The organism is Micromonospora sp. WMMD1128 (assembly GCF_027497235.1).
Classification (GTDB): domain Bacteria; phylum Actinomycetota; class Actinomycetes; order Mycobacteriales; family Micromonosporaceae; genus Micromonospora.
The window spans coordinates 5,488,024-5,501,049 of sequence record NZ_CP114902.1 but is presented as its reverse complement, the minus strand read 5'-3'; the positions used below and the strand labels follow the sequence as shown (position 1 = coordinate 5,501,049).

14 protein-coding genes are annotated in these 13,026 nt (G+C 71.1%); 9 read left to right on the top strand and 5 right to left on the bottom strand.

The features are described 5' to 3' along the window. Nucleotides 1-47 precede the first annotated feature (47 nt). A complete protein-coding gene (locus tag O7602_RS24545) occupies nucleotides 48-263 on the top strand; it encodes a hypothetical protein (RefSeq protein WP_281584970.1) in 216 nt (71 codons plus the stop codon). A 72-nt stretch (nucleotides 264-335) separates the two neighbouring features. On the opposite strand, the gene O7602_RS24540 is transcribed toward O7602_RS24545, so the two are convergent. Both O7602_RS24540 and O7602_RS24535 read right to left on the bottom strand, forming a co-directional pair. Continuing rightward, nucleotides 336-1,088 (bottom strand): GH25 family lysozyme, encoded by a 753-nt coding sequence (locus O7602_RS24540; RefSeq protein WP_281584969.1) that lies wholly within the window; start codon nucleotides 1,086-1,088, stop codon nucleotides 336-338. Nucleotides 1,089-1,179: 91 nt separating this feature from the next. Beyond that, complete coding sequence (locus O7602_RS24535) at nucleotides 1,180-1,740, bottom strand: Uma2 family endonuclease (protein ID WP_281584968.1); 561 nt, start codon at nucleotides 1,738-1,740, stop codon at nucleotides 1,180-1,182. A 99-nt stretch (nucleotides 1,741-1,839) separates the two neighbouring features. Here O7602_RS24535 and O7602_RS24530 point away from each other — a divergent pair, with 99 nt between their 5' ends. From O7602_RS24530 to O7602_RS24515, 4 genes are all read left to right on the top strand, one after another. Continuing rightward, on the top strand, nucleotides 1,840-2,583 hold the full coding sequence (locus O7602_RS24530) for a M50 family metallopeptidase (protein ID WP_281584967.1): 744 nt from the start codon (nucleotides 1,840-1,842) through the stop codon (nucleotides 2,581-2,583). Nucleotides 2,584-2,686: 103 nt separating this feature from the next. Beyond that, the gene (locus O7602_RS24525) at nucleotides 2,687-3,670 is read left to right on the top strand and encodes a 2-dehydropantoate 2-reductase N-terminal domain-containing protein (protein ID WP_281584966.1); all 984 of its coding nucleotides are present in this window, start codon (nucleotides 2,687-2,689) and stop codon (nucleotides 3,668-3,670) included. Nucleotides 3,671-3,733: 63 nt separating this feature from the next. Further along, on the top strand, nucleotides 3,734-4,234 hold the full coding sequence (locus O7602_RS24520; protein ID WP_281584965.1) for a SigE family RNA polymerase sigma factor: 501 nt from the start codon (nucleotides 3,734-3,736) through the stop codon (nucleotides 4,232-4,234). Beyond that, nucleotides 4,227-5,099: a hypothetical protein gene (locus tag O7602_RS24515; RefSeq protein ID WP_281584964.1), complete on the top strand. Its 873-nt coding sequence runs from the start codon at nucleotides 4,227-4,229 to the stop codon at nucleotides 5,097-5,099. The genes O7602_RS24520 and O7602_RS24515 overlap by 8 nt, the downstream gene beginning before the upstream one ends. Nucleotides 5,100-5,165: 66 nt before the next feature. Here the strand turns inward: O7602_RS24515 and O7602_RS24510 are convergent, their stop codons facing one another. Beyond that, a complete protein-coding gene (locus tag O7602_RS24510; protein ID WP_281584963.1) occupies nucleotides 5,166-6,749 on the bottom strand; it encodes an acyl-CoA carboxylase subunit beta in 1,584 nt (527 codons plus the stop codon). 73 nt (nucleotides 6,750-6,822) lie between these two features. On the opposite strand from O7602_RS24510, the gene O7602_RS24505 reads away from it, so the two are divergent. Beyond that, nucleotides 6,823-7,698: a biotin--[acetyl-CoA-carboxylase] ligase gene (locus O7602_RS24505; protein ID WP_281584962.1), complete on the top strand. Its 876-nt coding sequence runs from the start codon at nucleotides 6,823-6,825 to the stop codon at nucleotides 7,696-7,698. Nucleotides 7,699-7,844: 146 nt separating this feature from the next. Then, nucleotides 7,845-8,414 carry a PH domain-containing protein gene (locus tag O7602_RS24500; protein WP_281584961.1) on the top strand — a complete coding sequence of 190 codons (570 nt, stop codon included), beginning with the start codon at nucleotides 7,845-7,847 and terminating at the stop codon, nucleotides 8,412-8,414. Nucleotides 8,415-8,448: 34 nt separating this feature from the next. Here the strand turns inward: O7602_RS24500 and O7602_RS24495 are convergent, their stop codons facing one another. Both O7602_RS24495 and O7602_RS24490 read right to left on the bottom strand, forming a co-directional pair. After that, nucleotides 8,449-9,144, bottom strand: a complete 696-nt coding sequence (locus tag O7602_RS24495; protein ID WP_281584960.1) for a GtrA family protein — start codon at nucleotides 9,142-9,144, stop codon at nucleotides 8,449-8,451. Between the two features lie 63 nt (nucleotides 9,145-9,207). Beyond that, nucleotides 9,208-9,744 carry a GtrA family protein gene (locus O7602_RS24490; RefSeq protein ID WP_348651342.1) on the bottom strand — a complete coding sequence of 179 codons (537 nt, stop codon included), beginning with the start codon at nucleotides 9,742-9,744 and terminating at the stop codon, nucleotides 9,208-9,210. 428 nt (nucleotides 9,745-10,172) lie between these two features. Between O7602_RS24490 and O7602_RS24485 the strand changes: the two genes are divergently transcribed. Both O7602_RS24485 and O7602_RS24480 read left to right on the top strand, forming a co-directional pair. Continuing rightward, nucleotides 10,173-12,014: a phosphoenolpyruvate carboxykinase (GTP) gene (locus tag O7602_RS24485; RefSeq protein ID WP_281584958.1), complete on the top strand. Its 1,842-nt coding sequence runs from the start codon at nucleotides 10,173-10,175 to the stop codon at nucleotides 12,012-12,014. A gap of 40 nt (nucleotides 12,015-12,054) precedes the next feature. Then, nucleotides 12,055-12,894: a hypothetical protein gene (locus tag O7602_RS24480; RefSeq protein WP_281584957.1), complete on the top strand. Its 840-nt coding sequence runs from the start codon at nucleotides 12,055-12,057 to the stop codon at nucleotides 12,892-12,894. Nucleotides 12,895-13,026 lie beyond the last annotated feature (132 nt).

The following is a 13,026-nucleotide window of genomic DNA, read 5'->3' as shown; positions in this document are numbered from 1 at the left end:
CCGTAGCGGGGGGTATGGATACCCCTGACGACGGAAGGAGGTGCGACATGGGTTACCGACGCAGGGACACCGGCCCTCGGCTGGCACTGTGGATGCTCGTCGCGCTCGGCGACGCCGTCCTGCTCCTGATTTCCGCCGGCATGTCCGCGCCGGTCGCGGTCCTCGGTGTCCTCATCCTCACCGTCGCGGGCGTCGCGGCGTGGCGCTGGACCCGCCGGCCCGCCACGGTTCCCGTCCCGACCGGCACGCGCCGCCGCGCCTGAGCCGGGACCAGACGGTACGACGACAGCGGGATCGCCTCGACACGAGGCGATCCCGCTGCGAAGCCGTGTCCGTCAGGTGTTGTTGGCCAGGGCGATCAGCCGGCTGCGGTCACCGTTCCAGTAGTTGCGGTCGACGTTGCCGCTGATCCCGGAGACGCTGCCGGTGCTCGTGTACTGCCAGAAGCTCCACACCGGCGCGCCGGCCGGCAGGGTGCCGGGCGAGCTGGCCCAGCGGGCGAGCCACAGCGGGTGGTTGGCCCACGGGCCGGTCCAGCTTCCGGTGCACTGGTTCCACCAGCTCGCCGTGGTGTAGATGACCGCGTACCGGCCGGTGCGGGAGCGGTAGGTGTTGAGGAAGTCCTGGATCCAGTTGCGCATGCCGGTGGTGCTCAGGCCGTAGCAGGTGCCACCGCTGTACGGGTTGGCCTCGACGTCAAGCGCGGCAGGCAGCGTACGGCTGTCGGCGGACCAGGCGCCGCCGTTGCTGGCCAGGTAGTTGGCCTGGGTGGAGCCGGCGGAGATGTTCGGCCGGGCGAAGTGGTAGGCGCCCCGGATCACCCCGGCGTTGTAGGCGTTCACGTAGTTCGCGTTGAAGCTCGAGTCCTTGTAGCTGGTGCCTTCGGTGGCTTTGATGTAGGCGAACTGGATGCCGGCGTTGCGCACGCTGGTCCAGTTGATGCTGCCCTGGTAGTGGGAGACGTCGACGCCGGGCGTGGTCGCGGCGGCGGCCGGTCCGCCGGTCGCCACGAGGGCCGCAGCCGCGGTGGCGGCCACGGTCAGGCCGGTCGCGAGCAGCCGGCGTACGGAGAGTCTGGTACGGGCCATGGTGTGCCTCCAGAGGACGTCACTGATTGACGCTCATCTTTGGAGGTTAGTGCCCTAGATCGCAATAGGGAGCAAGAAAATTTTCATCCGTTCACCGGAGGTCTCCCGGGTCCATGGCCCACCGAAACGGCTCGGTCACGCTCAGCGTCTCGCCGGCCTTCGCCACCCCGTCCTCGACGTAGTGCCCCCCGTCGAGCCGGTGCAGCCGCAGCAATTGGCTGTCCCCGTCCTGCTCGACCAGCAGATACCACGGAATTCGGGCCACCGCGTAGAGCTGCATCTTGACCACCCGGTCGGCACCGGCGTTACCGGGCGAGACGATCTCGCAGATCAGTTTCACCTCGCCCGCTTCCACCACCGCGCCTTCGTCGTCGGTGTCGGCGACAACGACGTCGGGGATGACTATGCGGTCGACGCCGAGCCGAACATTGACCGCCTCGAACACCAACAGCCCGAGTGGCCGCGCGGCCCGGCGCAGGCTGTCCACGAGATTCCAGGAGACCAGTTGATGCCTCTTGCTCGGAGCAGGGCTCACGATGAGGCTCCCGTCGAGCAGTTCGATGCGGTCGTGGTTGTCACCCAGCGCGAAATAGTCGGCCTCGGTCAACGGCTCAACGTGCGATCTCGGCGGCTCCCACGGAGCTGCGCTCATCGACCTCACCTCCGTTCCGGCGCCTCGTCCGATCAGTCTCACACTCTATGAGACTCGGCCGGTCGAACGACACGGCTCGGCCCGGTAGGCTCCCCGCCCATGCCCCTGATCGACGGCCTCACCACGCTCTGGGACACGTTGCTGAGCGCCCAGCCGGACCCGCCGCCGCTGCTTGTGGTGCTCACCGCGGTGGTAGCGCTCGCCGTGGTCGCCGCCCGGGTGCCCTGGCGGATCGCCCGCAACGCGGTGACCATCGCGCACGAGGGCGGCCACGCGCTTCTGGCGCTGCTCACCGGCCGCCGACTGCACGGCATCCGGCTGCACTCGGACACCTCCGGGCTGACCCTCTCCGCCGGCCGACCCACCGGGCCGGGCATGATCCTCACGCTTGTCGCCGGGTACGTCGCCCCGTCGTTGCTCGGTCTCGGCGGCGCGTGGCTGCTGGCCGGCAACCGGATCACCCTGCTGCTCTGGCTGGCGGTGGCGCTGCTGCTGGCCATGCTGCTGCTGATCCGCAACCTCTTCGGCGCGCTGTCGGTGCTCGTCACGGGCGGCGTCGTGCTCGCCGTGTCCTGGTACACCTCGCCCCAGGTGCAGGCCGTGTTCGCCTGGACCTCGATCTGGTTCCTGCTGTTCGGCGGCGTACGGCCGGTGTTCGAGCTGCGCCGCCAGCGCAGCCGGGGCCGGATGCCGGAGTCGGACGCCGACCAGCTCGCCCGGCTCACGCCGTTCCCGCCGCTGTTCTGGGTGGGGCTGTTCCTGCTGGTCAGCCTCGGCGCGTTGCTGGCCGGTGGGCTGCTGCTGACCGGCCCGATCCTCGCCGACTCCGGCCTCACCGGCTGACCCGTCCCGCACCGGCTCCGCCGCCCCCGGCCGTCGCGGCACCCGCCGTCGGCACACCCACGGTCCCGAGCGGCACGCGCCCGGGGGAGGCAGAATCGGACGGGTGCGATACGTGATCATCGGAGCGGGCGCGGTTGGCGGCACCATCGGCGTACTCCTGGCCGAGGCCGGCCGGGACGTGACGCTCGTGGCCCGCGGCGCGCATCTGGACGCGCTGCGTGAGCGGGGGTTGACGCTGCGGCGGCCCGACGGCACGGTGACCGCCCGACCGCCGGCGGTGGCCGGGCCGGACGGTCCGCCGCTGCCGGCGGACACCGTGCTGGTCCTCACGGTCAAGTCGCAGGACACCGTCGCCGCGCTGGCGACCTGGGTGGACGCCCCGGTCGAGGGCGGCGGGACGGCGGGGGAACGGCTGCCGGTGGTGCTCGCCCAGAACGGCGTGGCGAACGAGACGGCCGCGCTGCGCCTCTTCGCCCGCGTGCACCCGGTCTGCGTGTGGCTGCCCGCCACCCACCTGGAGCCGGGTGTGGTGGTCGCCAACGGGCACCCGCATCCGGGCATGCTGCACCTCGGGCGCTACCCGACCGGCGCGGACGACACCAGCCGGGCGGTCGCCGCCGACCTGACCGCCGCCGGTTTCGTCGCCCCGGTCCGCGACGACGTGATGCGCTGGAAGTACGGAAAACTCCTGGCCAACCTCGGCAACGGCCTCCAGGCGCTGCTCGGTCCGCACGTGCCCGAGCACCTGTCGCAGCGGGTACGCGCCGAGGGCGAGGCGGCGCTGGCCGCCGCCGGCATCCCGCACACCGCCCGGGAGGAGGAGGCCGCCGAACGCGGCGACCTGGTGTCGCACCGGCCGGTCGATGGCGAGTCGCGGTCCGGCGGTTCCACCTGGCAGAGTCTGGCCCGGGGCGCCGGCTCCGCCGAGGCCGACCACCTCAACGGCGAGATCGTGCTGCTCGGCCGCCTGCACGGGGTGCCCACCCCGGTCAACGCGGCGGTGCAGGTCGCGGTGCGCCGGGCGGTCCGGGAGCGGATCCCGGCCGGCGGCTTCCCGCCGGGCGAGCTGGAGAAAATGGTCGGCTGACCGCGCAACCGCATCCGGTACGCCAGGCGTCTCCCCTGCGACCGCCCCGGGGGAGGTAACAGCGTGTCGGACGTCGACGGGTTCGACGAGTTCTACCGCGGCAGCCGACAACGGCTGCTCGGCTTCGTCTACGTGCTCACCGGCAACCTCGCCGAGGCGCAGGACGCCGTGCAGGAGGCGTACATCCGGGCCTGGCAGCGGTGGCCGACGGTGCGCGGGTACGACGACCCGGAGGCCTGGTTGCGGGTGGTGGCCAGCCGGATCGCGGTGAGCCGGTGGCGCAGCCTGCGCAGCCGGGCCCGGGCCTACCTGCGGCACGGGGCCCAGGAGAGCGTCCCCGCCCCGAACACGGACACGGTCGAGGTGGTGGCGGCGTTACGACGGCTGCCCGAGGAGCAACGCACCGCCATCGCGCTCTACTACCTGCTCGGCATGCCGGTCGCCGAGGTGGCCCGGGAGACCGAGGCGCCGGTCGGCACGGTCAAGGCGCGGCTGTCCCGGGGGCGCACCGCGCTCGCGGAACTGCTCGCGGTCGTGGATCTGGAGGAGCCCGCCGATGCGTGACGACGACCTGACGTTCATCGAGGCGGTCCAACGGGACCTGCACACCGTCCGCTGGGCGGAGCCGGCCGAGCTGCGGGCCCGCGCTCGGCGGCGCAGCCGGCGTACGGCGGTCGCGGCGGCCGTGGCGGTGCTGGCGCTCACCTCCGGGGCCGCGTTCGTGGCGAGCCGAGGCGCCACCGTACCGGCGTCGGCACCGGCCGCGGCCAGCCCGTCGGCACCCGCCTGGATCGCCGCCGAGGTGCCCGCCGAGGCGCTGCTGCAACCGGTGGACCTGCGGCCGGCCATCGCGAGGCCGTGGAACGAGGCAGGTCTGGGCGAGGAGATCCGCCTGGACCAGATGCTTGAGGTCTGCCGGAAGGACCAGGGGCTGGTGACGCGGTGGGAACAGTCCCGATACTCGCGGTCGGTGGCCATCGTCCGGGAGCGCCCGGGCGGGGTCGACAAGCGGGAGGGTCAGGTGCTCGCCATGCAGGACCTCTACCGGGTGCCGCCGGACCGGGCCGATCACCTCTTCGACGGACTGCCCGCGCTGCTCGGGCCGTGCCGGCAATGGCGGTCGAGCGGACCCACGGCGTGGCGGGGCACGACGATCACCGCGGAGGTCGTCCACTCCTGGCAGGAGGTCGACCGCGACTTCGCCGGCGACGAGTCGGTGCTGGTGCGCCACACGGTCGGCCAGGCGCGCAACCTGGACACCGGCGCGCCGCTCGATGACCGTACGTCCGTCACGGCCCAGGCGGTGGTCCGGGTCGGCGATCTGGTGAGCGTGCTGCGGTACGGGTCGGACGGCAGCGAGTCGCAGTTGCGGGACCTGGCCCGGGTGGCGGCCGAGCGGATGTGTGTCGCCGCCAACCCCGGCTGCTGAGCCCGGCCGTGTTAAGAAGGGCCCCCGCCTCTACCGGATGCGTTAAGCGGGGGCCCCTCCTTACACCTACAGGGGAATGTTTCCGTGCTTCTTCGGGGGCAGCGTCTCGCGCTTGGTGCGCAGCACCCGCAACGCCCGGACGATCTGGGTGCGCGTCTCGTGCGGCGGGATCACCGCGTCGACGTAGCCGCGCTCCGCCGCGATGTACGGGTTGGCGAGCGTGTCCTCGTACTCGGCGATCTTCTCGGCCCGCACCGCCGCCGGGTCGTCCGCGTTCGCCAACTCCGAGCGGTAGAGGATGTTCACCGCGCCCTGCGCGCCCATCACCGCGATCTGCGCGGTCGGCCAGGCGAAGTTCAGGTCCGCGCCGAGGTGCTTGGAACCCATCACGTCGTACGCGCCGCCGTACGCCTTGCGGGTGATCACGGTGACCTTCGGGACGGTGGCCTCGGCGTACGCGTAGATGAGCTTGGCGCCGCGGCGGATGATGCCGTCCCACTCCTGCCCGGTGCCGGGCAGGAAGCCTGGTACGTCCACGAACGTCAGCACCGGCACGTTGAACGCGTCGCAGGTGCGGACGAACCGGGCCGCCTTCTCCGACGCGGCGATGTCGAGCGTGCCGGCGAACTGCATCGGCTGGTTGGCCACCACACCCACCGGGCGTCCCTCGACCCGGCCGAAGCCGACCACCATGTTCTGCGCGTACAACGGCTGGACCTCGAGGAACTCGCCGTCGTCGAGCACGTGCTCGATCACCCGGTGCATGTCGTACGGCTGGTTCGCCGAGTCCGGGATCAGCGTGTCCAACTCCCGGTCGTCGTCGGTGACCGCCAGGTCCGCAGGGGCGTCGAACACCACCGGCTCGTCCAGGTTGTTCGACGGCAGGTACGACAGCAGCGCCTTGACGTAGTCGACCGCGTCCTCCTCGTCCGTGCCGAGGTAGTGCGCGTTGCCGCTGCGGGAGTTGTGGGTGCGGGCGCCGCCCAGCTCCTCCATGCCGACGTCCTCGCCGGTGACCGTCTTGATCACGTCCGGGCCGGTGATGAACATGTGCGAGGTCTGGTCGACCATCACGGTGAAGTCGGTGACCGCCGGCGAGTAGACCGCGCCACCCGCGCACGGGCCCATGATCAGGGAGATCTGCGGGATGACGCCGCTGGCCCGCACGTTGCGGAAGAAGATCTCGCCGTAGAGGCCGAGCGACGCGACGCCCTCCTGGATCCGCGCGCCGCCGGAGTCGTTGATGCCGACCACCGGGCAGCCGATCTTCATGGCCAGGTCCATCAGCTTGACGATCTTCTCGCCGAACACCTCGCCGAGGGAGCCGCCGAAGACGGTGAAGTCCTGTGCGAAGACGCAGACCTGCCGGCCGTCCACGGTGCCGTAACCGGTCACCACGCCGTCGCCGTACGGGCGGGTCCGCGCCAGGCCGAAGTTGGTGGAGCGGTGGCGGGCGAACTCGTCCAGCTCGACGAAGGAGCCCTCGTCCAGGAGCAGTTCGATCCGCTCCCGGGCCGTCTTCTTGCCCCGAGCGTGCTGCTTCTCGACCGCGCGCGCCGACCCGGCGTGCACCGCCTCGTCGACCCGTCGCTCCAGGTCCGCCAGCTTGCCGGCGGTCGTGTGGATGTTGGTGCCGGTCTCGGTAGTCACCCGTGGAATATAACGATGGTTCAGGTGAGTGATGCTGTGCAGTGCGCCTCACCCGGGGCCGTAGGCTGGCGGAATGCCCGGCTCGCCGTACACCGATCTGGATCGCCCGCCGCTGTCGGCGGCCCGGTTGCGGCGCGCGCTCGTCGCCCCGCACGGGCCCTGGCGCCGGCTGGAACTGGTCGCGGAGACCGGCTCGACGAACGCCGACGTGGTGGCCGCGGCGCGGGCCGGCGAGCCGGAGGGCCTGGTGGTGGTCGCCGAACGGCAGACCGCCGGCCGGGGTCGGCGCGGCCGGATCTGGCAGTCGCCGCCGCGCGCCGGCATCGCCGCGAGCGTCCTGCTCCGGCCGGGCGAGGCGGTCGCCGAACGGGGCTGGTCGCCGGTGCACGCGACCGGGTACGGCTGGCTGCCGCTGCTCGCCGGCGTCGCGCTCGTCGAGGCGGTGCGGCTGCTGGCCGAGCTGGACGCCCGGTTGAAGTGGCCCAACGACCTGCTCGTCGACGGCGCGAAGTGCGCCGGGGTGCTGGCCGAGGCGGTGCCCGGCGACGGGGCCGCCCAGCCGCCCGCGATCGTGGTCGGCATCGGCCTGAACGTGACCCTGCGCGCCGGTGAGCTGCCGGAGAACCCGACCGGCCTGCCGGCCACCTCGCTCAAACTCGCCGGCGCCACCGCCACCGACCGGGATCCGCTGCTGCGGGCGTTGCTGCGTGCGCTCGCCGACTGGTACGAACGTTGGCGCGACGCCGAGGGCGACGCGGTGGCCAGCGGGCTGCGCGAGGCGTATCTGGCGGGCTGCGCCACGATCGGCCGTCAGGTGCGGGTGCTGCTGCCGGACGGCCGTGAGGTGCACGGCACCGCCACCGGCGTGGACCCCGACGGCCAGCTCCAGGTCGACGCGGCCGGCGAGACGCTCCGTCTCGCCGCCGGCGACGTCCTCCACCTGAGGTGAAAGGCGGGGCCCCTTGTTAACGCTTCCGGTAGAGGCGGGGCCCCCTTTTAACACCCCCGCCCCGGGTAGCCGCCCGCGCGGCCGATGCCGCCGGGGTGCGCTGACCAGTTACGGTCAGCGCGTCCGGTTCTGCGAGGAGGTTGGCAGTGGCGTTTCCCGAAGACGTGCTCACCGAGGACGAGCACGTCGTGTTGCACCTGCACCCGCACTGGAAGGCCGTCATCCGGCCGATCCTGGTGCTGGCGCTCACCGTCGTGGCGCTGGTCGCCGCCTGGATCCTGCTGCCCGATGGTGACGGCGGCACCATCGCGCTCTACACCATCGCCGGGCTCGGCGTGGTGCTGGTCCTGTGGTTGGGCCTGTGGCCGTTCCTGGTCTGGCGCACCACGCACTACCTCTTCACGAACGAGCGGGTGCTCCTTCAGGAGGGGGTGTTCTCCCGGCACCGGCGGGACCTGCCGCTGACCCGGATCAACGACCACGCGATGAGCCAGCGTTTCGTGGAGCGGATGCTCGGGTGCGGCACGTTGACCATCGAGTCGGCCGGCGAGCGGGGCCAGTCGGTGCTCGCCGACGTGCCGCACGTGGACCGGGTGCAGACGAAGCTCTACGAGCTGGTCGAGGCCCAACACGACAAGCACAGCCTGGGCGACGACGAGATGCGCGACATCCTGGCCGACATGGCCGAGGGCAAGTCGCTGCGCGACCCGTCCTGACCCTGCCGGGTCGCCGGAGCGGGGGCGAGGGTCGTCAGCGGCGGGCGCGGCGAGGTCGGAGCTCGGCGGCGAGTTCGGCGTCCAGGTTGGCGCCGACCGCGCCGCCGAGGGCGTCGGCCGGTGCCGTCCGGCCCTGCGGCGGGGCGTAGTCGCCCGCCGGGCGGCCCGTGCCCAGGGGCGGCTCTTCCTCCTCCAGCTCGCTGACGGACTCGGCCAGCTCGGCCACCGGGTCCATCTCGGCGACGTTGTCCCACTCGTCCCGGGGCACCGCGTGCCAGGTCTCCTCGGCGTGCTTGGGCACCGGCTGGAACACGAACGTCCGGTAGGACCAGAAGCGGAACAGGGTGGCCAGCAGGACGCCGATCGTCTTCGCCACGTTCAGCGCCAGCAGGCCGTGCACGCCGAGGCCGTACTTGGCCAGGGCCAGGACGCCCAGTTCGATGATCAGGCCGGCGCCGTTGAACACGAAGAAAAGGGCGTATTCGCGCCTCAGCGCGGATTTCGGCCGATCCCGGTACGTCCAGTGCCGATTCATCAGATACGACGTGATCATCGCCACGACGGTCGCGATCGCCGTCGCCTTGAGCTGACCGTCCCGGAAAATCGTGAGCGCCAGCGCATTGAACACCGCGTAATTGATGACGGTGTTGATGCCGCCGACGATGCCGAATTTGGCCGCCTCGCGGATGAACTTCTGCCAGCGCTCGGGCAGCAGACGGACTCCAGGCATGCGGAACACCTTAGGGCAGTGGGCAGGGCCGGCTGGGCCCAGCGGGTCGGGATGGGCGGTGGGTCACGCCCCGGACTCTCGATCGTGGCTCGGTGCCGGAACGGGGAGAGTTCCCGCCTCGACGAAGACGAACCGTCGGTACGACCAGAACCGGAACAGCGTGCCCAGGCCGGTGCCGACGATGAAGCTGGCGATGTTGTCGGCCAGCGGCGTCTGGAACACCTCCGGCCAGAGCGCTCCCAGGCCGTAGTGACTGATCGCCAGGCAGGCCACCGCGATGCCGAGACCCACCGCGTTGAAGAAGAAGAACAGCGCGTACTCGCGGGCGGGATGGGAACGCTGTCGGTGCCGCCAGGTCCAGAACCGGTTGCCGACGAAGGCGACGGTCGCGGCGATCACGGTGGAGATGGTCTTGGCAGCCAACGGGGGCATGCCGCGACCGCTCGCCAGGTAGTTGAAGAGCGCGAAGTCGACGAGGAACGCGAAGCCGCCGACGGTGGCGAACTTGCTCAACTCGTGGATGAGGTGACCGAAACGGTGGAGCAGGGCTCCGATCGGACCCCGGCGGGTCGGTGGAGCCCCCGGTTGATCCCCGGTCATCGTCGTGGCCACTCGCAGAGAGTACCGGTTGGTCCTGAACGAGACCGACCGCAACGGCGAGTCGCCCGGCGGGAACCTCGCGGCCGTCGCCTCCGCCGGCCGCCGCTGCCCCGGCATCCCCCCGCGTGATCCGCCGGTCCGTGAGCTGAGCGTAACCGACGGTACGAATGCGGAGAACGTGTTCCGCTCCGGCGCCGGGAAGGTTCACCGCAGGATTTGCGTGAAACTGCGCGCGAAAGCGGGTATCAGATCGTGAAGCCGCAGCGTGGGCGTACCTTGTGCAGTTCTTCACAACCAGTCCCACTGACTGGGGACGCAGCCCGGTTTACGCTGAGTCCAATCCCAGGTTTCCACGACGGCGGCGCTCTTGCCCGCCAGAACTCGTGCATCCCATAGATCGGTCAGCGTCGACCACAAGGAGATGTGACATGGTTGCTCCGGCTGTTGTGCGGGGTATCGATCAGGCCCCGACGTCCCACCCGAAACTGCTCGCCTGGGTCCGTGAGGTCGCGGAACTGACCACCCCGGAGCGGGTGGTCTGGGTGGACGGTTCCGACGAGGAGTGGCGTCGCCTCACCGACGAGCTCGTCTCCAGCGGCACCCTGATCCGGCTGAACCCCGAGAAGAAACCCAACTCGTTCTACGCGCGGACGGACCCGACGGACGTCGCCCGGGTCGAGGAGCGCACGTTCATCTGCTCCGTCGACGAGGCGGACGCCGGCCCCACGAACAACTGGATGGCGCCGGCCGAGATGAAGCGGACGATGACGGAGTTGTACCGCGGCAGCATGCGCGGGCGCACCATGTACGTCATCCCGTTCTGCATGGGTCCGGTCGAGGCGGAGAGCCCCATGTTCGGCGTCGAGATCACCGACAGTCCGTACGTGGTCGCCTCGATGCGGATCATGACCCGGATGGGGTCGTCGGTCCTGGCGGCGATGGGCGACGACGCCGACTTCGTGCACGCGCTGCACTCCATCGGCGCCCCGCTGGCCCCCGGCCAGCAGGACGTGGCCTGGCCGTGCAACGAGACCAAGTACATCTCGCACTTCCCGGAGACCCGGGAGATCTGGTCCTACGGCTCGGGCTACGGCGGCAACTCGCTGCTCGGCAAGAAGTGCTACTCGCTGCGGATCGCCAGCGTGATGGGGCGCGACGAGGGCTGGCTGGCCGAGCACATGCTGATCCTCAAGATCACCTCGCCGGAGGGCAGGGTCTACCACATCGCCGGTGCCTTCCCGTCGGCCTGCGGCAAGACCAACCTCGCCATGCTGGAGCCGACCATCCCGGGCTGGAAGGTCGAGACCATCGGCGATGACATCGCCTGGATGCGCTTCGGCCAGGACGGCCGCCTCTACGCGATCAACCCGGAGTACGGCCTGTTCGGCGTCGCGCCCGGCACCGACTGGAAGACGAACGCCAACGCCATGCGGACGCTCGACCGGGGCAACTCGGTCTTCACGAACGTGGCCCTCACCGACGACGGCGACATCTGGTGGGAGGGCATGGGTGAGCCGCCGGCGCACCTGGTCGACTGGAAGGGCAACGACTGGACGCCGGAGAGCGAGAACCTCTCCTCGCACGCGAACAGCCGGTTCTGCACCCCGATCACCCAGTGCCCGATCCTGGCCGAGGACTACTACGACCCGAACGGCGTGCCGATCGACGCGATCCTGTTCGGCGGCCGGCGGCGCGACACCGTTCCGCTTGTCACCGAGGCGCGGGACTGGGTGCACGGGGTCTACATGGGCGCCACGCTCTCCTCGGAGACCACGGCTGCCGCCTCCGGCGCGGTCGGCGTGGTGCGCCGCGACCCGATGGCCATGCTGCCGTTCATCGGCTACCACGCCGGTGACTACTTCCGGCACTGGATCGAGATGGGCAAGGGCACCGACGGCGACGAGGCCAAGCTGCCCAAGATCTACTACGTCAACTGGTTCCGCAAGGACGCCGAGGGCAGCTTCCTCTGGCCGGGCTTCGGCGAGAACTCCCGCGTGCTCAAGTGGATCATCGAGCGGCTGGAGGGCCGGGGTGAGGCGGTGGAGACCCCGATCGGCATGGTGCCGGCGCAGGACGCGCTCGATGTCGACGGCCTCGACATGACCCCGGAGGACGTCCGGATCGCCCTGAAGGTCGACCCGGAGGAGTGGCGCCGGGAGTTGCCGCTGGTCACCGAGTGGTTCGAGAAGTTCGGCGACAAGCTCCCCGGCGTGCTCTGGGCCGAGCTGGACGCGCTGCGCGCGCGGCTGGACGCGGAGCCGCAGAAGTAGCAGGTGTGTAGGTTGCCCGTGCCGGGCAACATCGGATGCCATGAGGACGGCCGTCGAACCTGTCGAGGTCCGGCGGCCGTCCGCCGTCCGGGCGCTGACCACGCTGCTCGCCGTGACGGCGGCGGCCACCGTCGTGGTCGAGCTGCTCAATTACTGGTACGCCCCGGAGCAGGAGTTCGGTCTCGCGGTACGCACCGGCTGGGCGATGCTCCGGTCGTTGGGCTTCCTGATCCTGATCGGGCACGTCAACCGGGGTCGGGTGGCGGCCCGGCCGTTCGGGTTGATCCTGGCCGTGACCACTGTCTTCGCGGTGGGCCGGCTGATCGTGCCGCGGGCGGGCGTGCCCGCGCTGCCCGGCCTGGTGGGTTTCGCCGCGCTCACCGCGCTCTGCGTCGCCGTGGTGGTGCTGCTCTACCGCTCCGAGGCGGTCCGGGGGCACCTGGTCCGGCACCGCAAGGGCCTGGTCGTCGAGGGCGGGACGATCGCCTGGCGCGAGGTGGCGCCGAAACGCCCGCAGGCGAACGGCTGGCTGCTCACCGCCCGGGTCGCGGCGTTCACCTACAGCCCGCTGATGCTGGTGCCGGCGCTGGTCGCGACCGGTTCACTGCTGGACGGCCGGCTCGTCGCCGTGCCGGTGGTGTTGGCCTGGATCGGCGCCGGCATCGCGGCCAGCTACGCGGTGCTCCTCTGCACCGCGTTCCTGCTGCGCGGGAAGGGCTGGGCCCGCCGCGCGCTCGTGGTGGTGACGCTCGGCGTACTCGCGCTCGACCTCCCGCTCTGCTGGTGGCTGCTCGGCTCCGACGGCCTGGTCCGCGACGGTGCCCCGCTGCTGACCGCCGCCGCCCTCTGCCTGTACTCCCTACACCGCTCCACCCCCTGACCCGCCCCCACCCGCCCCACCCCCACCTCGTCGATCAAGGAGTTTGCGTCACGCCGCTCCCGCCCCGGGACGCAAACTCCTTGATCACCCCGCTGGCCGGGCCGGGCCGGGTCTGAGTCTGGGGCCGGGTGG

Coding starts and splice junctions, on each gene's coding strand:
- O7602_RS24490 (WP_348651342.1), bottom strand. CDS start 9,744: ATGACCGGGGATCAACCGGGGGCTCCACCGACCCGCCGGGGTCCGATC.
- O7602_RS24535 (WP_281584968.1), bottom strand. CDS start 1,740: ATGAGCGCAGCTCCGTGGGAGCCGCCGAGATCGCACGTTGAGCCGTTG.
- O7602_RS24495 (WP_281584960.1), bottom strand. CDS start 9,144: ATGCCTGGAGTCCGTCTGCTGCCCGAGCGCTGGCAGAAGTTCATCCGC.
- O7602_RS24545 (WP_281584970.1), top strand. CDS start 48: ATGGGTTACCGACGCAGGGACACCGGCCCTCGGCTGGCACTGTGGATG.
- O7602_RS24540 (WP_281584969.1), bottom strand. CDS start 1,088: ATGGCCCGTACCAGACTCTCCGTACGCCGGCTGCTCGCGACCGGCCTG.
- O7602_RS24515 (WP_281584964.1), top strand. CDS start 4,227: ATGCGTGACGACGACCTGACGTTCATCGAGGCGGTCCAACGGGACCTG.
- O7602_RS24485 (WP_281584958.1), top strand. CDS start 10,173: ATGGTTGCTCCGGCTGTTGTGCGGGGTATCGATCAGGCCCCGACGTCC.
- O7602_RS24505 (WP_281584962.1), top strand. CDS start 6,823: ATGCCCGGCTCGCCGTACACCGATCTGGATCGCCCGCCGCTGTCGGCG.
- O7602_RS24530 (WP_281584967.1), top strand. CDS start 1,840: ATGCCCCTGATCGACGGCCTCACCACGCTCTGGGACACGTTGCTGAGC.
- O7602_RS24480 (WP_281584957.1), top strand. CDS start 12,055: ATGAGGACGGCCGTCGAACCTGTCGAGGTCCGGCGGCCGTCCGCCGTC.